Origin of the sequence: Vibrio sp. 14G-20, assembly GCF_026241515.1 — a bacterium.
In the GTDB taxonomy this organism is placed as follows: Bacteria; Pseudomonadota; Gammaproteobacteria; order Enterobacterales; family Vibrionaceae; genus Vibrio.
Window position 1 is genome coordinate 1 of record NZ_JAPHPW010000022.1, and the last position, 20,313, is coordinate 20,313.

Here is a 20,313-nt window from a genome sequence, read left to right on the forward strand (position 1 = left end):
TATTCATCAACGAGTGCCCACACAGATTGATAGGTTTAAATTGTTAAAGAGCTTTGCTTATCGAAACTTTCTTTTTACAAAGAAACCCTTGAAAGCGGACGTGAATTCTAGCGATTTAATCTTAAGTGTCAAACACTTTTTAAAATTAATTTCTTTCGAACTTTCCGTCTTACTGATTACCGATGAAGCCTTGTGGCGTCTGCCGTGTCAGTGAGGCGGCATTATAGAGATCATCGTAAACATGGCAACCCATTTTTTGATAAAAATTCAAAAAAGTTGCTTAAGCGTCTACTTTTACGTCAAAACCCTCTTTCATAGGCCAAAGTTAATACAATCAAGAGCATATAACTTAGAATTTCGCGACTAAATCTTTCGAAAATGCCTTTATATCCAGTTCGATACTCCACTTTTCACTCAGCTCCACTATGTTATCTAGCGATTGCTGAACCGTTTTTATCGTCAATGTATTGTTATCTAGGTCATATACTTGTTTTTGCGTAGTGTAATAGAAGTAAAGGATCGTCAGTGCTTCTCGATCGCCTTGCTCAGCTTTCGGTTGAATACGCTTGAGCTTGCGATAGATTTGATTGTGAGTTTGTTTAAGGTTCCACACATAAAGTGCTTCCTTAAAGTAATCATGCCCTTTCACACGACTCGCGATAAAGGCATTCAGTGCGACTGATAAAATCACCCCGAGTACATTCAAATGGAAATTGCCTGTCGCTTCCCCACTAATAGACCCAGCTGAACCAAAAAGTTCAATCAGAATGCTACCGAATACGATAGCAAACAAGGCGAGTGACCCAACTAACGAAACCAACAGCAGGTTCATCTTCTTTCTATATTCTTCTTTATTAATCTTCTGTAACTTCATCGACTACTTCCTTATACAATACCAATCGTAGTAAATAACTGGTCATCCTAGCTGGTTAAAACGCTCTATAACTGCGTTAGAAATTTTGATTGTAGAATTACTACTTATCGAAAATTTCCGCCTTGTTCTTAAGCCTTTTTCCTGCGCTATTTATGATCACTTACTTACTGTGATTGGTATAAGTCACCTAATAATTTGCGCATACTATCTATGTAAACCTTGCTTCGCTTCAACCCTTACCATCTTGTAATGTGGTCATTCTCTATTTAATACGCAGAGTTCTTCTGGTTGGCGCTATACACAACTCTATTTGACTTCATTAATAGAAAAGAGTTACATACCGTCACAATTTTGGTTATTCATCAATTCATGTTGATAAAGTCCGTTTCGCTTTATCACATACTGACAAGGTACATTCCATGCGTTCATTTGTATTACGCGCTCGCGCAGCCCCTACAGAGAGCAAACTTATCTTAGAAGGTGTTGGGCAAGATGCTCATACTGAGATTCTGGCTCATACTCTGATGAACACGATCTTCGTTGCTCAATCTCACCGTGAGAATGTCACCGTGCACCTTGTGCTAGAGAGTACTAAAGACTTTTCACGTACCATTACATTCGATTCAAATGAAATCACCAACATTGGTGGCTTTCATGAATCTGCACTGTTATCTGCGGTAGTAAGAGCGGTTGACGCTTCTCAAGGCATGACAAAAGAACAGACACGTCAGGTAGAACCGGGCATCACTGTCCGTACCATGAGCTTTGAAAAGTTGGTCAAAGAACTGGCCGAAGACCACCAGCTGTACATGATGGATAAGAAAGGCGACTTTATCCGTGATGCAGAGATTGCGGAAAACCCATGTTTCCTTCTAACTGACCACATCCCTATGCCAAAGAAAAGCTACAACAGCTTAAAGCGTTTAGGAACAGAGAAAATCAGTTTAGGTCCGAACATGCTGTTCGCTTCTCAGTGTGTAGTGTTGATCAACAATGAGCTTGATATTCGCGGTTTCTAACCTCCTAGCTAATTATCTAAACAAAAAAAGAGCTCAATTATGTGAGCTCTTTTTTATTATCGATGTCTTATTATCGATGGTGTTCTTGTAATCAGAACTGATTAACCAAAGATGAAGCTGTATAGGAAACCTGCGCCCATCGCCATGCTTAGGATAACGAATAGGAATGCTGCAATCATTTGGTTTTTGAAGATTGATTTAAGCAGGATAACTTCAGTCAAACTTGCACCTGCACTACCAATGATCAATGCCATTACCGAACCTAGCGCCATACCTTTTTGTACTAAAGCAGCACTTAGTGGGATTACCGCTTCAGCACGAATGTACAGTGGAATACCAATCACAGCTGCTACAGGAATCGCATACCACATACCTTCACCAGCGTACTGTGCAATTAGGTCTGTAGGAATGAAGCCGTAGATGAATGAACCAATCGCGATACCCATCATTAGGTAAGGGAAAACTTGTTTGAAGTCTTTCCAAGTTGAGAACCAAATTCTCATCCAACGGCTAGGCTCTTTCTTCTCTACGATTTCAGCAGTCGCGCTTCCATCCGTTGAGCAGCATGAAACAGTAACTTGTGGCTCTTCTTTTTTAGAATCGCAGCAAGATGTCTCTTTCGCCATTACTGGTGCAGGTTCACCACATGCACTTGTGCCACATGAAGATTCAGCTTTTACTGGTGCTGCTTTATTAGGAGCAGAGTCACCGCAACTAGTACCACAACTTGAAGAAGAACCTGTTGACTCATACGCTTCTGCTTTTACGTAACGCTCAAAACCTAGCTTCTCTAGTGCGTAACCTGCCACTACCGATACCGTCATTGCTACTAAGAAGTAGAACACAGCCACTTGCCAGCCAAACGTGATCACGAATAAACCAATGATCACAGGGTTCAATAGTGGGCTACCGAATAGGAACACCATCATTGGACCAAAACCCGCTCGTGCACGCAGCAATCCTTTTAAGAAAGGTATGGTCGAACATGAACAGAAAGGCGTAATCGCACCCAGTAGCGCTGCAACCACATAGCCCTTACCGTTACGCGAACTCAGAATAGATTGAATCTTCTCTGGTGTAAGAAACTCTTGCAGAATCCCAACAATGTAGCTGATCGCCAAGAAAAGGATGATTAGCTCTACTGCTAAGAAAGCGAACATATCAAGTGCGTCTTTTAGCATTGTTAACATTTCATTGCTCATAATTAACTCCAAACTGGATTGAAGGCCGGACTCTATGAGGAAAGTAATCAGCCCTTAATTTCGAATATTCTCGAATTATAGAAATATTTAGTAACAGATCAAGCTTTATTTCGATAAAAATCGAATTGAATTTCAAAAGAACGGATTTTCAATGACTTACATAATCACGCTTTTTACATTTGTATTTGGGATACATTTCGACTATTATCGAAATTAAATCTTGAGGAGTTAATATGAACTTAGAAGTCGTTGCGAAAGCACTTAAAGAGTTGGGACACCCTATCCGCCTAACTATCTATAAGAGTGTCGTTAAAGCTGGCTACCAAGGCATTGCAGTTGGCGGCCTACAAGAAGAGCTCGGTATCCCCGGTTCTACCTTGTCTCACCATATTTCAAGCCTAGCGTCGGCGGGGCTAATCAGCCAAAGACGTGAGGGAAGAACCTTATTCTGCGTGGCAGAGTATGAATGCCTAGAAGGCGTGATTGATTTCTTGCAAGACGAGTGCTGCGTGAATGAACAGTGCAACTAAAGCACCTTTGAATAGGGCTTCTTTGGACTTAGAACAGGTTTGGGCTGAATACCAACAAGCGTTAAAGTCTTTTTTGCACTCTAAGGTCAACAACGCTGCTGACGTCGACGACTTGCTTCAAGAGATCTTGATTAAGACGTATCAGAACTTACACAAAGTCCAAGATGCAAGCAGTGTGAAATCGTGGCTATTCCAATTAGCTAATCACACGATCATCGACTTCTACCGTAAACATGCTCGCCAACAGCGTGACAGCCAAATTGATGCTGAAGATCTTTGGTTTGCCGATTTAGACCATGACTCTGAGTTTAAACAGAAGCTGTCGTTGTGTATTGAGCCGTTTATTCAGGCGCTACCAGAACAAAGTTCATCGCTACTGCTTGCTGTTGATATCAAAGGCCAAAGCCAGAAAGAGATCGCAGAGGCACAAAACATAAGCTATTCAACGGTGAAGTCTCGCGTTCAGAAAAGTCGAGGGGATCTTAAGAACCTATTCGAACAATGCTGTGACTTGTCACTGGATAAGCAAGGCAATGTGATTGATTGTGAGCTTAAGTCGGACGCCGATTGCGGTAAGTGCTAATAGAAGTACTGATAGTTATTAGCTCAAACCTCTTATTTAAATAGAACAAAGCCAGCAATTGATGCTGGCTTTGTTGTTTTCATAATCTGTAAATCACTTTGCTTAAGCTAGCCTAGTGTTTGAACGAACCAAGAGCTTGAGCAAACCTAGTACTCGTGCGAGCTTAGCTACGCCGCTTCCGCTTTAACGACTGGTTGATAGCGCCCCGGTTTATGGTTCATCGCCAAAATCAAGTTGGTGACAATTGCACCCAGTACAGACAACAGAACCAATGACACATCAACGATAAACAGTGACAACACAACAATCGTGCAGTCTAGTGCCATCTGAACCTTACCCGCACGAATTCCAAAACGTTCTTGTAGGAACAACGCCAGAATGTTGAAGCCACCCAAGCTCATCTTGTGACGGAAGATCACCAGCATGCCAGTACCAATTAAACCGCCGCCCAATAACGCTGCATACAATGCATGGATTTCAGCAATCTGAATCACGTGATACAAATGATCCACGGCAAACGAAACAATCGAAACGGCAATAAAAGTATTGATAGTGAAGCGCCACCCCATACGAGCGACAGACAAAATATAGAAAGGTAAGTTAAGTGCGAAGAACACTTGACCAAAGCTCAAGTCTGTCACTTTAGTAATGAAGATAGCTAGACCAGCCGTGCCTCCGGTGAGCAGACCGACCTGATTGAAAAAGATAACGCCGAGTGATACCAATGCGCTACCTAAGATCAGCGCCAGTAAGTTTTCGCGAAGGTTATGATCTTTATCCATGTGAATGACTCTCCCTGAATCTTTTAACATCGCGTTTCAGTCATGTTGAAACGATTTACGCCCAAATTTACGATGTTTAGCAGATAAGTCGAGCGAACAGCCGATCTTGCGAGGTGATTAGTTTGTATATTAGTTTTTACAGTTTTGTGAAATATCTCAATAAAGCAATCAGTTACGAACATGAAACTAAGTATCTATTCTGAATTACACGCTTCTACTGTTGAATCAGTGAGCTTAGTGTTTTCCTATTTATTAGTCATGTTTCATCCCAATCCCATCGACGCATAAATCCATGCGTAGATCTATGCATAAAACGCATAAACTAAATCACAAATGGTCATTTGATACATATCTCACTCGTCATTATGATGCGCGACTTCTTACAACATAGAGCGCATGTAAACACCTTATGTTTTCACAATCTCTTTTTGCCCAACTGGCCAGAATGACGTTATTCCTCGTCATTAGTTTGGTTATTGTGCATCACAGTCAGCCATTGATTGATCTCTTGGCTCAGCATGCCGTAAGCAGTGGGTGCCACCAGCAGTCAGGGCATGATCATTCTGGGCACGAACATCACCATGAGATGACTGACCAACACATGTCAGCGCAAGACCACTCACATCACCACCATTAATTTAAGAGTATTAGAATGAGCATTTTCCGTTTTCCTTTACTGGTATGGCTTGGGATCGGCACACTTATTATCAGTCTAGGGATCAGACAATCATTCGGCATTTTCATGATGCCAATTTCAGAGCATTTCGGCACGGGTCGAGAGTTTTTCAGCTTCGCTATTGCTCTACAAAACCTGTCGTTCGGTGTATTCCAACCTTTTGTTGGTATGGCCGCTGACAAGTGGGGAGCAAGACGCATCATTATTGCTGGCGCATGTGCTTACGGTTTGGGTTTACTTCTTACCTCAATTTCTACCGAATCAAGCATGCTTTACGTTTCATTGGGCGCACTGGTTGGTCTTGGACTAAGTGCAACAAGCTATGTGATTGTGTTGGGTGCTGTCGCGAAAGTAGTACCCGCAGAGCATGCCGCTAAAGCATTCGGCTTAACCACAGCTGCAGGTTCATTTGGTATGTTCGCAGTGATTCCGGGCGCGCAATACATGTTGAACGAGTTCGACTGGCAGAGTGCGATGCAAGTGTTTGGCGTATTGTGTTGCTTGATGATCTCTTTTGCACTGTTCATGCGTGCGCCAAAAGCGGCATCAAACAAACAGGCACAAGCAGAAGACAATCAAACATTGAAAGAAGCGTTGTCTGAAGCGTTCTCTAACAAAAGTTACTGGCTGATTCATGCAGGCTTCTTTGTGTGTGGATTCCACGTGATGTTTATCGCAACGCACTTACCAAGTTACTTAGCAGACAAGAATTTACCTGCGAGCAGCGCAGCGATGGCACTGGCTTATGTCGGTATCTTTAACATCTTCGGTTCTTACTTCTGGGGTGTAATGGGCGATAAGTTCAGCAAGCGTCATGTAATGTCGGCACTGTATTTAGTGCGCACTGCGGTTATTGGCGCGTTTGTGACTCTACCAGTAACGGAATCAACCGCAGCTATCTTTGGTGCGGCCATTGGTTTCTGTTGGCTAGGTACGGTTCCACTCACTTCAGGCTTAGTTCGCCAGATATTTGGTGCTCGTTACCTATCAACTTTGTATGGCTTGGTGTTCTTCACTCACCAAGTAGGTAGTTTCTTAGGTGCTTGGGTTGGTGGTCGTATTTACGATTACTACGGATCTTACGAGCCAATTTGGTGGTCGACGGTGGTATTGGCATTTGCAGCAGCGCTTATCCATTTACCAATCAATGACAAGCCGATTGAGCGCATCAAATTGGCAATGGCTTAACATTTAACGCTGACTCCCCCCACCAGCGAAAATCGATAAGCAATCCAATAAGATAGTGGATATTGAAAGGAGCACATCCTGAGATATTCACTCTCTTTTTTATTGGCCGTTGAAATCGAAATTATAACTAGCGAAACTTGCATAAACCTCACTGAATAATAAGACTATTCCTGCTGTTTTACTTTATAGTATTCGTTCGCTCCTTTAGAACTTATCCGCAGGCTTATGGAATACCTAGATCAGACCGCCCTTATCGCGATGGCACTCATTTTTGTCGGCTCGTTTGTACAAACCGCAATCGGCTTTGGCTTGGCGATTGTGGCTGCCCCGTTGTTGTTTTTGGTCTCGCCTGACTATGTACCCGCGCCTATCTGCCTTGTTGGTCTGTTCATTTCTGTATTCAACGCGTTTAAACACCGAGCAAACATCTCTATTGGCGGATTAAAAATCGCACTGTTAGGCCGAATTCCCGGTTCACTGGCTGGCGGGGCTTTGTTGGTGATGGTTTCGACGAGTGTGTTGTCACTGTGGTTAGGCTTTTTGGTAGTATTCGCCGTGATTGTTAGCTTACTTCCATTCAGGTTAGAACCGACGCCTGCCAAAATGGGTATCGCGGGGTTCTTCTCAGGCTTCTTCGGCACCAGTTCTGGTATTGGTGGTCCACCAATGGCACTACTACTTCAACACCAAGATGCGAATCAGCTTCGTGGCAACCTTTCTGCGTTTTTTGTGTTTAGTTCTATCATTTCATTACTGGTACAGATCCCAATTGGCTTCTTCACCATGCACCATTTGATCATCACAATCCCGCTGCTTCCTGCCGCTTGGTTGGGTTACAAGGTGGCGCTATTGACGACGCAAAGTATTCCCAAAGAGAAGATACGTATAGGCTCTTTGTTGCTATGTTCTATCAGCGGCTTTACTGCCATTTGGCAAGGCTTAGCTGGCTAGCTAGAAGCAGAAACATCGATAAAACAACAAACACGCAGATCCACCACCAAACGATTGAAAGGGTGTTCTATGACATACGATGAGTTCAACGCATTCTGTGAATCACAAGCTGCCACCAGCTATGTGATGCAGTGGAATAACTCTCACGTTTGGAAAGTGGGAGGGAAGGTGTTTGCGATTGGAGGTTGGGGGCCGAACGACGAGCCTGCATTTATTTTCAAAGCGTCGGAGCAGAATTTCGACTTTCTAAAAGAAGAGCCCGGTTATAAACCCGCGCCCTACTTTGCTTCACGCGGTATGAAGTGGATTCAACTGTTTGAGAGCACACCAGAAAGGGATGAGGAATTGAGATACTACCTCACTGAATCACACCGAATTGTGTCTTTAGGGCTAACCAAAAAGAAACAAGCAGAACTCGGGCTCAATCAATAGCCAGAATTTCTGCTTGTTAATAGGCCACTCAATACTAGATAACCTTTCAAAACTTAGGCGGCTATTAACAAGCTTAAGCCGCTCTTAAAAACTTAGGCCGTTCTGAGGAACTTGGGCAATAGAGGCTCTATTTTTTGCGTAGGAACCAGTGGCACCAATAGATAGATTAAACCTGCAAAAGCGATAGATGCTGCTAAGTCTTCAGGGCGATGCATGCCAAGCCAAACTCGGCTATAAGCAACGCCACCAGCCCATACCAACAAGCCACCCACTAAGTAGAAGCGCTTCGCTTCTAAGAACAAGCCACCAAAGAACGCCAAACACACACCAACGAAAATCATGTGTCCAGACGGGAAGGAGTAGTCGGTTTCACCAAGCCAATGACGCGTTCGCCAATCACTGACCTTATCTTGCACAGATTCGATCGCTACGTTCTTTTCTACCAATGGCAGCTCATAAAACAGCTCTGGCATTTCAACCACTTCTTGCATAACCAAATACTCAGAATAAGGGCGTGGACTCTCTGTTGAATGCTTTAAGAAGGTTTTCGCTGCAAAGCTAAGCACCAACAAAATGCCTAACTGCAGACAAAGGCTGACCAGTTTAGCTTTAGAAAACTTCATCGTGAGCACTACCAAAGACAAAACAGCGAGCGTTACCAAGAATCCTTGATTGCCTGCCGAGTAAGTCACGAAAGTCATGAAGGCACCATAGAAAGGCAGAACCGCACTTCCAAGGTCGAAATCAGATCCAAAGATCAAAAAGGGTACGAGAGAATACAAACTTAAAACGAGCAGTAATAAGCCTTTGGATTTGTTAGAGAACAGAGAAGTCATGGCTAAGATCTTTTGGATAAAGTGGTCGGATGCTATCGCAGCTTAGCATCGCCAATATCAATTTTATGTCAAAACGGTCAGTGAGCCGTCATGGTGTAACAATATTCAATTAGCGCAGTGCTTGAGTATTGATCCGGTGAACCCTCACCTCATCATCAATAATCTTTACCATCCACTTATACGCATACCGACAGTAAAACCAACCAAAAACCAGCTATACCTGACTAAACACAACGGCATTGTGTTCTGCTGATAAAGTGAACACTCACCGGGTTATCAGGCCAGAATCTGAAAAACTTTGCTGTCAGTCCTTTAAATCCACTATTGAAAGGATTACCATCTGGTCTGCTTTCAAAGCAAAACAGATTATTAATTTTTATTCTCAGGGCGGGGCGAAATTCCCCACCGGCGGTATGTCCTTAGCAAAATCTAAAGATAAGCCCGCGAGCGCTCGATTCGTCGAGGTCAGCAGATCTGGTGAGATGCCAGAGCCGACGGTTATAGTCCGGATGAGAGAGAATGGAAACACACTCGTTTAAGTTGGAAAGGCGTACCTATTTATTGGGTTCATGCCTCCAACTCGGACGGGTGCATTTCGTTTTGGATGAAACCATAATGAGCTAAGGTCGACTTGTGATGAGTTGGCTTTGTCGTGCTCGGTTGAGATCCCTCATACAGCCCTGATTCTGGTGATATTTTAGGAGTTTAACCATGAATCAGTCTTCACTACTTGCCGAATTTGGCGAACCAATCACTCGCGTTGAAAACGCACTGCAAGCCCTACGCGAAGGTCGTGGCGTACTTTTACTTGACGATGAAGATCGCGAGAACGAAGGCGACATCATCTACTCAGTAGAACACCTAACCAATGCTCAAATGGCACTTATGATCCGTGAATGCAGCGGCATCGTGTGCTTGTGTCTAACTGACGAGCAAGCAAACCAACTTGAACTTCCACCTATGGTTGTTGATAACAACAGCGCAAACCAAACTGCGTTTACGGTGACTATCGAAGCAAAAGTGGGCGTAACAACAGGTGTTTCTGCCGCTGACCGTGTAACAACGATCAAAACAGCTGCTAACCCAACAGCTAAGCCGACTGACCTTGCTCGCCCTGGCCACGTATTCCCACTGCGCGCTCGCAAAGGTGGTGTACTTGCTCGCCGCGGTCACACAGAAGGTACTGTGGATCTGATGCAAATGGCAGGTCTTCAATCAGCAGGTGTACTGTGTGAAGTAACCAACCCAGACGGCACAATGGCAAAAGCGCCAGAGATCGTTGCTTTCGGTAAACTGCACAACATGCCAGTACTGACCATTGAAGATATGGTGATGTACCGCACTGAGTTCGACCTTAAGCTTGCATAACGTTTACCCTTCAATGCTAAACACTTAGCATTGAAGCTAACTACACTGCTAAATGAACACTCAAAGGCCTCACTCTTACTGCTTTTTGATAGTTAAAAGCATATAAGGGGTGAGGTCTTTTTAATTTCTGCAGCTTGAAACAAGCCAGAGATGGATCGCCTAAGTATCTCTACTTCTAGAAACCTCCCCAACCTAACCACTCAAAAGCGTAACCTCTCAAAAAATCCTGCAAAATATGAGAAATATTCACTCGAATGGTGAAGTCATGCACCATGATTGATCATCCATAATTTAATTAAAAACATAACCCAATGAAATATAACACTTATTTATTTTGGCACGGTGTCTGCACTACTACTAAGTAGGTATACAAATATTAGGAGTTGAATATGTTTGTAGTTATTTCAGTGGGTTTATCCCTATTAGTACTTGCAGCCCTGTTTCATTTCTCAAGGAAGAGACAAACAGCGCTATCACACAGGTTTGAAACCTTAGTTCTGCTTAGAGAGTTATTGTTGTTATCACGCAAACACCGCGCAGCAACGCATTACGCTCTGGCGTATAAATTGTCTAGCGACTCGATTCGCAAAGTGAACGAGATTTACGACAACATACTTGAGGTATCTGAACTGCTTCAATCGCATGTGTCGTTTGATAGCCGCCCAATGTATCGCATCTATCACCTTAAGCTCATCGCTATGCACAGCGACTGGCAAAACCGTAGCTTGGTGCGTAACCAATCGATTCATGGCAAAACGATTCGTCACAGCATGTTCTTGATGGATGAAGTGATGATCATCTGGCTGATTCAATCTGAACGCGAAGACATGAGCCGTGAGTACCACATGAATTGGCAACAGATCTTAGATTGCATGGAGATCCTGACCAAGCTTAGAATGTCTATCCCTGGAATAGAAAAGGCAGATATGGAGAAGCCTGAGGAGTATTTAAGATTCAAATTCTACGCCTCTCAGACACACAGAAAACTCAACCAATTATCGATTATCTGCCCGATTAGTAGTGGGTCACCGGTTTGTACACGAGCGATGCATGCACTTACAGAGATTGCATCAAGCAACGAAGCGACCCAACCGGCAGATAGCATGTACGAATTAACCAGTGATATCTCTAGCGTCGTGTCGCAAGTCTACGACCAAGTATTATCTGACATTACGAGAAGCTTGTATCAGCCTTTACCAGACATTAACGAAAAGGTGATAAATACTCGATTATCCGTACATCATTACATGTAAAGACTTCGTGAGAGGAGAGCGTGCTGGAACTCTGAATTATTGAGTTCAAATCCGATATCACCATTTGATATCGGATTTTTGTATTTATGGGCTTTTAAATTTCTATCGCTATGTACCATTGCCTATGATGTTTCAAACATCACCAGACTTGATATCGTTAGCCCAAGCTTCTGCCGCAAAATCAATGAACTGACGAACAACTGGAAGCTGATAGCTGCGAGATAGATACACCGCCCAAAGAACGCTGCTAGGTGAAACAAAGTCATCCAATATTCGTTTCAATTGACCATTCGCAATCAGTGGATTGGCTAAATCACAAGGTAAACGAACCACCCCTTTTCCGTGCTGTGCCGCGCGAGTTAGCACTCCAACATCGTTAGCCTTGATAGTGCCAGACACCTCAACCGAATAGTGCTGATTATCCTTAACGAAATCCCACTTCGAGACATTCAAATGACGAAAGCAATTGTGTTGTCGAAGCGCGTCGATTGTTTCAGGTTCACCATGTTTGTCCAAGTAGGCTTGTGAAGCGCACACCACTGAATCAATTACCATTAGCTTTCGTGCAATCAAGCTATCGTCTGGTTGATCTGTATAGCGAAGTGCAATATCGATCCTTTCATCCACCAGCTGAGTAAAACGATCCGAAGCAAACAGCTCGACCGTGATATTAGGGTGGCGCTCCGTAAACTGTTCGACCACATCCAACAACATGTGCTGAGTTAAACCAATGGGAGCTGCAATTCGAATGGTTCCAGAAAGATCATCGGTTTGATTGAGTGAAGTAACTTCTAGCTCAGCGGTCTCATAGAGGATTTTCTCACAGCGCTGCAGAGCGATTTCCCCTGCCGCCGTCAAGCTCACCTTTCGAGTCGTCCTATGTAATAGCCTCTGCTTCAACCACCCTTCTATCTCTTGAACATGACGTGAAACCTGCAACCGACTCATGTCCAAATGCTCAGCCGCTTGAGTGAAACTGGCACAATTCGCAACTTCGACGAAGCTACGCATTGCCGTCAACCTATCCATCACGCTCTCCTTGAACTATTTCGCAGCTAATCGAATCTTATTAGATCACTATATAGATACAATCTACATCATTTTACGATATTTATCGCAACCTAGTGAGCTATTAGACTGCAATGGCTGTCGAGAAAACGAATCAATAAATTAGATAATTGGAGAGACATTATGAAAATTGCAGTATTAGGCGCATCAGGTTGGATTGGTAGTCACATCGCTCAAGAAGCTCAATCTCGAGGTCATGATGTGGTAGCTGTTGTAAGAGATGCAAACCGCGTGGAAACCCAAGGCATTGAAGTTCGTTCATATGATTTACAAGACGAAGCCGCAAGTCTAGCAAACGCACTAGCCGGCGTTGATGCAGTAATTACTTCGATTGGCGGACGTGCTCTGGGTAATCACGGCATCGTAAAAAACACTGCGACTAAATTGCTGGCAACATTACCAAGCATCGGTATCGAGCGCCTACTTTGGGTTGGCGGTGCAGGCTCACTAGAAGTTGCGCCAAACGTACCGTTAGTAACCGTTCCTGACTTCCCTGCAGATTACAAAAACGAAGCGCTAGCACAGGGTGAAGCTCTTGAAGTGTTCAAGCAATCGAACAGCGAAGTGAACTGGACGTTTGTTAGCCCTGCAGCAGAGATATTCCCGGGCGAGAAACTATCGACCTACCGTACCGGTGGCGATCAACTGCTCACCGACGAAGATGGTAACAGCACAATTTCAGTCAGCGATTACGCTATCGCGATGATAGATGAGCTCGAAGCTGGTAAGTTCCCACGCCAACGTATTGGTGTCGCTTACTAATGCTCAAATGTGTATTAAGTAAGCTCAATAGGCATTAGAAAGCAGAAAGCCGCTGACTTTTAATAAGCGGCTTTCTATTTTACTTGTCGAGATAATCATCATATCAGTGGCAAATGACCTGTTTTCACTAGGATGATCGTCTCTTCTTCCACATAAGGGAAATGCTCGCTCATGTGAGGGCTACGCATCCATGTGTGTTTCGGGTACTCGCCATGTTCATCTTTGAAAGTTCCAGACAGTACAAAGATCTCTTCACCACCAAAGTGACGATGTGGCTGAAAGCGTTCGCCGACAGGCCACTTCACTAAAGCGACATGTTCGTGCTCAAACTCATGCAGTGGCATGACTTGCAAGCCACCAATGCCCGGAAGCCACTCCGTTTCTAGTGTATTGATACGAACTTGGGTTAAGTCTCTTGCATCAAACTGGTTGAGCTTAACCAAGATCGTGCAGCCATCTTTACTCGACGGAGAGTGCGCACTACCCGGAGGATTACGGATATAAGTGCCCGCTGGGAAATCTCCGGTTTCATCAGAAAAGATACCCTCTAATACGAAGATCTCTTCACCTTGTGGATGCGGGTGCTCAGAAAACGAAGATTGAGGGTCGTACTTAACCACACTGGTCGTGTGACCCGATTCTTTCTCTTCTCTTTCTAACGGCTTGCGCCATACCCCTTTGGCAGGGCTCGCGACCCAATCTAGTGGTTCGGTTTCTATAACCAGTCTCTTTGAAAAGTCCATGTTGAACATAGTGGCGACCTTACTCTTGTTATCGTTTTAGTTATTATTGTCTTTCTAGCTTCTATTCTACGCAAATACTCATCAAGGAGGCCATCTCGTTGCTATTTACCTACGCGACAGCCACCTAAAGAGAATTCTGATTAATTGCGACCAGCGATCACGCCACCATCAACATCCCAGATTGCGCCCGTTACCCAATCGGCACTGTCTGATAGTAAGAAAGAGATGCTGTTGGCGATGTCTTTAGGCTGACCTACGCGACCAATAGGATGGAATGCGTTGAAGCCTTCTAGCGCTTGGTCTACCTCTTCCGGCTTAATGAAAGATTCGTAGATTGGCGTTTTAACAACAGCAGGAGACACCGCATTCACACGAATGTTGTGGTCTGCAAGTTCCATTGCCATGTGTTGTGTTAAAGCGTGCAAGCCGGCTTTTGCCATTGAGTACGCAGAAGATGGGGTCGCTTTGATTGCTTGCTTACCCCACATAGAACCAACGTTAACCACACTGCCGCCGCCGTTCTTGATCATCAACTTGCTGATAGCTTGAGTGATGAAGAAGGTTGCTTTGTTAAGTTGCATGTATTGCTCGTAGTCAGATTCTTGGTGCTCAATAAACGCTTTAGGGTTGAAGTAACCAGCCGCATTAACAAGGTAACCAATACCTTCTTCAAGCGACTCTAGATGCGCAATAAGGTTCGACACACTTGCATCATCATAAAGGTTAGCTTGCCAACCAGAAGCGTGGCCTAATGATTGAAGTTCTGACACCGCTTTATCTAACTTAGTTGGGTTATTGCCGACAACCAACACATGGATGTTTTGAGCGACTAACTGCTTCGCTGTTTCAAAGCCCATACCACTTGTGCCACCGATTACTACTGCAATACCATTTTTAGTGAAGTTCATTTTGTTATCTCCTAAGTCATGTGAACGTGGTAATCTTAGGCTTTGAACTAACACTATGAATAGTAAGTACAAATCGGTTAGGTAGGTACTTATTGGTACATCTTTATGAAAAATCAGGAAAACTTTTTTTCAAGAAAATCGGCACCAGAGCGTTCCGCTCGTATGGTCGAAACCATCTACGGCTGTAAATGGTCGCTAACGGTTTACCAATTACTGGCAAATGGCATTAATCGCCCCGGTGAAATGGTTCGTTCGGTCGAAGGATTATCGACCAAGGTACTGAATGAATGTTTGAAGCGAAATGTGGAGTTCGGGATTTTAGATAAGCAAATGTTCAACGAACTCCCACCAAGAGTTGAGTATCAAGTGACACCCTTTGGTGAGAAGTTTTTACTGATTCTGGATCAGCTGGAAAGCCTACAAAACGAAATCGACGAGATGTAAGCCCAAACCAGTCAAACGAATAGCAGAGACAGTAAGCACGCTTAGCTCACAGGCATTTGCTCAAAGCGACCTTTTACGAAATCAATGAAGGTTCGAATTCGACTTGGTTGATAGCGGTCTCGATGGTAGATCGCTGAAAAGTCCACTTTAGGTACTACCCACTCATCAAACACCTGCTCTAGTTGTCCGTCATTGAGCTCTTGTAAACAATAGATAGTGGGAACTCGAATAATTCCGTTACCCGACTTAGCACCCTGCACCAACACTCGGCCATTTTTACATTGCAGCCTGCCCGTAACATGCACATCGACCGTTTTCTTGGTGTCGTCCAACGCTTGAAAACTCCACTTACGCACCGAGCCTGTTAAGCAATCATGATGGATAAGGTCCTTAGGATGATTTGGCTTTCCTTTACGAACAAAATACTCAGGGCTCGCCAGTGTTCCCATCTCAATATCCAATAGCTTTCTTGCGATAAAGCCTGCATCTTCTAAGCTTCCCATGCGAAAAGCGATATCGAACGCATCCTCAATCAGGTCGACTCGGTTACTACTGAAATCGAGGCTAATACTGATGTCTGGGTAAAGTTGCATGAACTCATTGACCAGATCCGCGATGATCACCTCACCAAGATAACCGCCAACACAGTTTACTTTTATGTCGCCACGTACTTCTTCGACATCGTCCACAGCAGCAATCAAGGCTTGGTCTATATTATCTAAGGCTTGTTCGCATCTCGCGTACAGATCTTGCCCTGCGTGAGTCAGCCTCAAGGTTCGTGTGGTGCGGATAAACAATGTCACGCCCATCTGCTTTTCTAAACTACTCACTTGGCGTGATACGTGGGAACGCGACACATCCAACTCCTCCGCCGCTTTAGTGAAATTACCTAAACGAGCGATCAGCACGAAAGAACGAATATCAGACAGGTTAATTTGATTAAGCATAGTCGCCAGCTTACTAATGGAGTTATGAGATAGACGCTTTATTGTTGCACCACAGCAACAGTGTTTCAAGTAAAGCGCTATATATCAACAATGCTATTTTCCTTAATATGCTTCCATCGCAACGAAGCAAGACAACAAACACTTGATTCGAATGCACTTAAACAATACGTCGTAGCCAACCGACGCAATAAAAGTACAGAGGAAATAAAATGAAAAAACTAATCGTAATTACAGGTGCAAGCTCTGGTATTGGTGAAGCAATCGCTCGTCGTCTAAGCGATGAAGGTCACCCTCTGCTACTTTTGGCTCGCCGTATTGACCGCCTTGAAGCGCTTAACCTACCAAATTCACTGTCAGTGAAAGTAGACGTAACAGACAAAGCGTCTTTTGATGCGGCAATCGCACAAGGTGAAGAGAAATTCGGCCCTGTAGATGCACTTATCAACAACGCTGGCGCAATGCTTCTTGGTCAGATCGATACTCAAGACGCTCAAGAGTGGAAGACAATGTTCGATGTGAACGTAATTGGTCTTCTAAACGGCATGCAATCTGTACTTGCTCCGATGATGGAACGCAACACAGGTACTATCATCAACATCAGCTCAATTGCGGGTAAGAAAACATTCCCAAGCCACGCTGCTTACTGTGGTACTAAGTTCGCGGTACACGCAATCTCTGAGAACGTTCGTGAAGAAGTAGCAGCTTCAAATGTTCGTGTTACTACTATCGCACCGGGTGCTGTTGAGACAGAGCTTCTGTCTCACACTACATCTCAAGAGATCAAAGACGGTTACGATTCTTGGAAAGAAGACATGGGCGGTGTATTGGCAGCTGACGATATTGCTCGCGCTGTATCATTCGCTTACCAACAGCCACAGAACGTATGTATCCGTGAAATCGCTCTAGCTCCGACTAAGCAACAGCCATAGGCCTTTGTTATCGCGACTAAATCAGCGATGAAATAAGCGATGAACTAAAAAGCGCCACGACTTAACAAGTCGTGGCGCTTTTGTTTTGATTAAATCTAATTGCTAGCGATAAGCGAGATTAGAACTCAACGCGGTAAACTGATGTGCTACCACTCACTTCGTTGCCAACCGCAATAAAGTGGTTACCAGAGCGAGTGAAATACTTGATTGACTCTGGGCCTAAGTCACCCGCTTTCGAGTTATAGGTATGGTTGTCGCAATCACCGTCTTCATCAACCTTGGTACACACTGGTTGTGTAAAGTCTCGGTTGTTCAAGTAGCTGATGAAACTTGCGTTTTTAGGCTGTGTTACGTCGTAAATCATGATGCCACCTTGGCGCTCAAGACCAATAAAGGCATAGTGCTTACCGTCAATCTCAGCCACTTCGATCGCTTCAGGCTCAACCCCTTTGTCATCACTGCGATCGTCACCACTTTGGTTGTTATCATTAGTGCTATTGAAGTTTGCAGGATCTTGATCAAGAACGATTCGAGCAAAGTCATCACCGCTATCAAACACTAACTCGCCAGACTCATCCCAAATAGAGAAAGAACGGCTACCGAATGCTTGAACCTTTTGGTCAGCAGCAAGTGTTCCTTGTGGCTTAATCACCTTAAGGCGAGCAAGTTGCTTATTGTCTTTCAATGCACCTGCCAATGGGTGGTTAGCGTCAACATCTAACTTCTTGCCGCGTACTTCATCAACATAAGCGATACAAAAGTCTTTCTCTGTTGTGTAGTTTTCAGTGCCTTTGTAGTCGTCACCATCCCACTCGAAGCCCTTGTCATCACACACTTTTTGCGTCGTCTTGATGCCATACTCACGGCCATCGCCTTCGTTTGCCGTCACGATGTAGGTGTTACCATCAACACTGTAACTGGTGATGCTGTCTGGCATGTAAAGGCCTTCTAACATTGCGTAGCTTTGTAGATTTCCGATGTTTTTGTCTTTGTTCGATGCATCCAACTGAGCGGTATCCCAATGCTTGCCGCCTAGTCCAAGAATCGCATCGACTTGTCCACTTGCCACGTCAATTGCTGCCAATGCATTGTTCTCTTGCAGGGCCACATAGAGTTTGCCGTTATCAGCAAACGTTAGATATTCCGGCTCCAGGTCTTGGGCAACGGTCGCATTAGGCGCTGAGATTCGAACCTTGTCGGTCAGTTCTGCATGGCGAGGCTGACCTTGATTGAATGCCTTGAAATCAATTTGAGTCACTTTTGCTTGTAAAGGACCATTAGCTAAATCGACCAGCGTCACAGAGCCTTCAGGATCAATACTGTAATCCGCATTCGGCTCGCCTTCGTTTGCCGATGCAATGTAACGGCCGTCTTTCGAGAAGCTCACCATGTCTGGTAATGCGCCAGCAGTGTAAGTGGTGATCAGCTCTAGTGTGTCTGAGCGATACAGAGCAATAATCCCATTTTGTTGTTTGTCAGCATTTTCAATCGCGACAGCAACTAAGCCCTGATGAGTCGATACACTGTTCGCAGCACCGATATTAATACCCGAAGCTAAAGCTGCAGATTGAAGATCAATAGAGCCTTCGGAGTTTGGCAAACTGTCAGCGTTCATCGACAACACATCGACTTTCTGCGCTTGAGCGTTAACCACATAAAGCTTATCGGTACATGAATCGTAGCTGACGATTTCGGCTGCAGAAGTATCAAACGGAGCGTCAGCAATAGAACTGCCCACCAGAGTAAGCCCGGTAACTTCAGCATCACTTGCGATTGGCTGTTGGATGGATTGGCATTGAAGACTAAAAGCATCGAGTGATGCTTGAGATGATGTTGTCGGCTTTGAAGTTGATTGAGAACAACCAACTAAAGCCGAGCTTACTGCGATAGGTAGTAATAAAGTCAGCTTATTAAATTTGCGATTCATATATCCTCCATAATTTGAATCGCGATCATAGAGGCCGCTTATGACAGTTATCTTTCCCTTTTGTTAACAATAGGTGACGACAATCGGTTTCTTTTACCCATAACAACAGCAAGTTGGAATGAGCATTCCATTAACAAGCAAGCAAAAAAAAGCGCCCAAGCTGGCTGGTGCTTGAGCGCCTTTAGTAAACTGAATAGGTGGGTTAGAAGTTGTAACCACCACCGATCATGAATACCCATGGGTCGATATCAACGTCTGTTGAGAACTGTTGACCATTAAACTTATATTTTGCTGTCGTTCCAATGTCTGCATACCAAACCGATGCGTTCAAGAACCAGTCTTCATTGATCATGTAGTCCATACCAATGTTTGCCGCTAAGCCCCAAGAATCATCAAGAGATAAATCACTTAAGCCTAGCTCTTTCGCTCCTTGGTTTAGTGACTCATCGAAGAAAACAGTGTAGTTGATACCTGCGCCTACGTAAGGGCGGAAGTCACTATTTGCTTGACCAAAATAGTACTGAACCATGAACGTTGGTGGTAGGTGTTTTGTATCAGCAATTTCACCTAGGCCAGTAGCAGAAATGTTGTGAGAAAATGGGCTTGCCGCTAGTACTTCAAGGCTGATGTTGTCAGTAAACATGTAACCGAAAGTCAAACCAAGCTGAGTGTTTGAGTCTACAGAGAACTCTGTATTCGGATCATTTAACACAGCACCACTACTATCATTTGGAGATACCGTTGCTGCGCCTGCACGGATGATGAAATCACCTTCTTTATGAGCAAGAACATTCGTTGACATAAGAGCCGCAATAACCGCAATTCCACATACTGTTTTTTTCATTATTATTTCCTTTTGAGGGCTTATTCTTTATTGGTGAATGAGTAATC

The 20,313-nt window shown here is 44.2% G+C and carries 23 protein-coding genes and 1 riboswitch; of the genes, 13 read left to right on the top strand and 10 right to left on the bottom strand.

All coding sequences use genetic code 11. The annotated features are described in order from the left end of the window. Positions 1 to 214 (top strand): hypothetical protein (locus OQJ75_RS17420; protein ID WP_266067253.1); only part of this gene is annotated, 214 nt, incomplete at its 5' end. A 135-nt stretch (positions 215 to 349) separates the two neighbouring features. Here OQJ75_RS17420 and OQJ75_RS17425 read toward each other — a convergent pair. After that, the gene (locus OQJ75_RS17425; RefSeq protein ID WP_265974143.1) at positions 350 to 874 is read right to left on the bottom strand and encodes a DUF3087 family protein; all 525 of its coding nucleotides are present in this window, start codon (positions 872 to 874) and stop codon (positions 350 to 352) included. Between the two features lie 419 nt (positions 875 to 1,293). On the opposite strand from OQJ75_RS17425, the gene trmY reads away from it, so the two are divergent. Next, positions 1,294 to 1,893: a tRNA (pseudouridine(54)-N(1))-methyltransferase TrmY gene (gene trmY / locus OQJ75_RS17430; RefSeq protein WP_004733046.1), complete on the top strand. Its 600-nt coding sequence runs from the start codon at positions 1,294 to 1,296 to the stop codon at positions 1,891 to 1,893. 101 nt (positions 1,894 to 1,994) lie between these two features. Here trmY and OQJ75_RS17435 read toward each other — a convergent pair whose 3' ends face one another. Beyond that, positions 1,995 to 3,095: a permease gene (locus OQJ75_RS17435; RefSeq protein ID WP_265974144.1), complete on the bottom strand. Its 1,101-nt coding sequence runs from the start codon at positions 3,093 to 3,095 to the stop codon at positions 1,995 to 1,997. A 233-nt stretch (positions 3,096 to 3,328) separates the two neighbouring features. Here OQJ75_RS17435 and OQJ75_RS17440 point away from each other — a divergent pair, with 233 nt between their 5' ends. Further along, positions 3,329 to 3,625: an ArsR/SmtB family transcription factor gene (locus tag OQJ75_RS17440; protein ID WP_004733042.1), complete on the top strand. Its 297-nt coding sequence runs from the start codon at positions 3,329 to 3,331 to the stop codon at positions 3,623 to 3,625. Continuing rightward, a complete protein-coding gene (gene sigZ, locus OQJ75_RS17445) occupies positions 3,609 to 4,208 on the top strand; it encodes an RNA polymerase sigma factor SigZ (RefSeq protein WP_265974147.1) in 600 nt (199 codons plus the stop codon). The genes OQJ75_RS17440 and sigZ overlap by 17 nt, the downstream gene beginning before the upstream one ends. A gap of 167 nt (positions 4,209 to 4,375) precedes the next feature. Here the strand turns inward: sigZ and OQJ75_RS17450 are convergent, their stop codons facing one another. Then, positions 4,376 to 4,990, bottom strand: a complete 615-nt coding sequence (locus tag OQJ75_RS17450) for a YitT family protein (protein WP_017065874.1) — start codon at positions 4,988 to 4,990, stop codon at positions 4,376 to 4,378. 409 nt (positions 4,991 to 5,399) lie between these two features. Between OQJ75_RS17450 and OQJ75_RS17455 the strand changes: the two genes are divergently transcribed. From OQJ75_RS17455 to OQJ75_RS17470, 4 genes are all read left to right on the top strand, one after another. After that, complete coding sequence (locus OQJ75_RS17455; RefSeq protein WP_076668359.1) at positions 5,400 to 5,627, top strand: hypothetical protein; 228 nt, start codon at positions 5,400 to 5,402, stop codon at positions 5,625 to 5,627. A gap of 15 nt (positions 5,628 to 5,642) precedes the next feature. Next, the gene (locus OQJ75_RS17460; protein WP_265974149.1) at positions 5,643 to 6,854 is read left to right on the top strand and encodes an MFS transporter; all 1,212 of its coding nucleotides are present in this window, start codon (positions 5,643 to 5,645) and stop codon (positions 6,852 to 6,854) included. Between the two features lie 225 nt (positions 6,855 to 7,079). Then, entirely contained in the window at positions 7,080 to 7,805 is a 726-nt protein-coding gene (locus OQJ75_RS17465; protein WP_265974150.1) for a sulfite exporter TauE/SafE family protein, read from the top strand. Positions 7,806 to 7,874: 69 nt separating this feature from the next. Further along, positions 7,875 to 8,237 carry an MmcQ/YjbR family DNA-binding protein gene (locus OQJ75_RS17470; protein WP_265974151.1) on the top strand — a complete coding sequence of 121 codons (363 nt, stop codon included), beginning with the start codon at positions 7,875 to 7,877 and terminating at the stop codon, positions 8,235 to 8,237. A 92-nt stretch (positions 8,238 to 8,329) separates the two neighbouring features. On the opposite strand, the gene OQJ75_RS17475 is transcribed toward OQJ75_RS17470, so the two are convergent. Next, positions 8,330 to 9,073 carry a phosphatase PAP2 family protein gene (locus OQJ75_RS17475; protein WP_265974153.1) on the bottom strand — a complete coding sequence of 248 codons (744 nt, stop codon included), beginning with the start codon at positions 9,071 to 9,073 and terminating at the stop codon, positions 8,330 to 8,332. 374 nt (positions 9,074 to 9,447) lie between these two features. Further along, positions 9,448 to 9,598: riboswitch (FMN riboswitch) on the top strand. A gap of 186 nt (positions 9,599 to 9,784) precedes the next feature. Here OQJ75_RS17475 and ribB point away from each other — a divergent pair. Together ribB and OQJ75_RS17485 are read left to right on the top strand one after the other, a co-directional pair. Continuing rightward, positions 9,785 to 10,441, top strand: coding sequence for a 3,4-dihydroxy-2-butanone-4-phosphate synthase (gene ribB / locus OQJ75_RS17480; RefSeq protein ID WP_017054827.1), 657 nt, complete (start codon positions 9,785 to 9,787; stop codon positions 10,439 to 10,441). 389 nt (positions 10,442 to 10,830) lie between these two features. Continuing rightward, positions 10,831 to 11,694 carry a hypothetical protein gene (locus tag OQJ75_RS17485; RefSeq protein WP_265974154.1) on the top strand — a complete coding sequence of 288 codons (864 nt, stop codon included), beginning with the start codon at positions 10,831 to 10,833 and terminating at the stop codon, positions 11,692 to 11,694. A gap of 132 nt (positions 11,695 to 11,826) precedes the next feature. On the opposite strand, the gene OQJ75_RS17490 is transcribed toward OQJ75_RS17485, so the two are convergent. Next, complete coding sequence (locus OQJ75_RS17490; RefSeq protein WP_265974155.1) at positions 11,827 to 12,723, bottom strand: LysR family transcriptional regulator; 897 nt, start codon at positions 12,721 to 12,723, stop codon at positions 11,827 to 11,829. Between the two features lie 162 nt (positions 12,724 to 12,885). On the opposite strand from OQJ75_RS17490, the gene OQJ75_RS17495 reads away from it, so the two are divergent. Continuing rightward, a complete protein-coding gene (locus OQJ75_RS17495) occupies positions 12,886 to 13,524 on the top strand; it encodes an NAD(P)-dependent oxidoreductase (RefSeq protein ID WP_265974156.1) in 639 nt (212 codons plus the stop codon). Positions 13,525 to 13,622: 98 nt separating this feature from the next. On the opposite strand, the gene OQJ75_RS17500 is transcribed toward OQJ75_RS17495, so the two are convergent. Continuing rightward, the gene (locus OQJ75_RS17500; RefSeq protein ID WP_265974158.1) at positions 13,623 to 14,276 is read right to left on the bottom strand and encodes a cupin domain-containing protein; all 654 of its coding nucleotides are present in this window, start codon (positions 14,274 to 14,276) and stop codon (positions 13,623 to 13,625) included. 131 nt (positions 14,277 to 14,407) lie between these two features. Beyond that, the gene (locus OQJ75_RS17505; RefSeq protein ID WP_265974159.1) at positions 14,408 to 15,175 is read right to left on the bottom strand and encodes an SDR family NAD(P)-dependent oxidoreductase; all 768 of its coding nucleotides are present in this window, start codon (positions 15,173 to 15,175) and stop codon (positions 14,408 to 14,410) included. A 105-nt stretch (positions 15,176 to 15,280) separates the two neighbouring features. Here OQJ75_RS17505 and OQJ75_RS17510 point away from each other — a divergent pair, with 105 nt between their 5' ends. After that, positions 15,281 to 15,619, top strand: a complete 339-nt coding sequence (locus OQJ75_RS17510; protein WP_004741127.1) for a winged helix-turn-helix transcriptional regulator — start codon at positions 15,281 to 15,283, stop codon at positions 15,617 to 15,619. A 41-nt stretch (positions 15,620 to 15,660) separates the two neighbouring features. Here the strand turns inward: OQJ75_RS17510 and OQJ75_RS17515 are convergent, their stop codons facing one another. Continuing rightward, a complete protein-coding gene (locus OQJ75_RS17515) occupies positions 15,661 to 16,566 on the bottom strand; it encodes a LysR family transcriptional regulator (protein ID WP_102398150.1) in 906 nt (301 codons plus the stop codon). 209 nt (positions 16,567 to 16,775) lie between these two features. Here OQJ75_RS17515 and OQJ75_RS17520 point away from each other — a divergent pair, with 209 nt between their 5' ends. After that, the gene (locus OQJ75_RS17520) at positions 16,776 to 17,495 is read left to right on the top strand and encodes an SDR family oxidoreductase (RefSeq protein ID WP_008216572.1); all 720 of its coding nucleotides are present in this window, start codon (positions 16,776 to 16,778) and stop codon (positions 17,493 to 17,495) included. A 118-nt stretch (positions 17,496 to 17,613) separates the two neighbouring features. On the opposite strand, the gene OQJ75_RS17525 is transcribed toward OQJ75_RS17520, so the two are convergent. Next, complete coding sequence (locus OQJ75_RS17525) at positions 17,614 to 19,422, bottom strand: choice-of-anchor I family protein (RefSeq protein WP_265974161.1); 1,809 nt, start codon at positions 19,420 to 19,422, stop codon at positions 17,614 to 17,616. A gap of 202 nt (positions 19,423 to 19,624) precedes the next feature. Next, the gene (gene ompW, locus OQJ75_RS17530; RefSeq protein WP_265974162.1) at positions 19,625 to 20,266 is read right to left on the bottom strand and encodes an outer membrane protein OmpW; all 642 of its coding nucleotides are present in this window, start codon (positions 20,264 to 20,266) and stop codon (positions 19,625 to 19,627) included. Positions 20,267 to 20,313 lie beyond the last annotated feature (47 nt).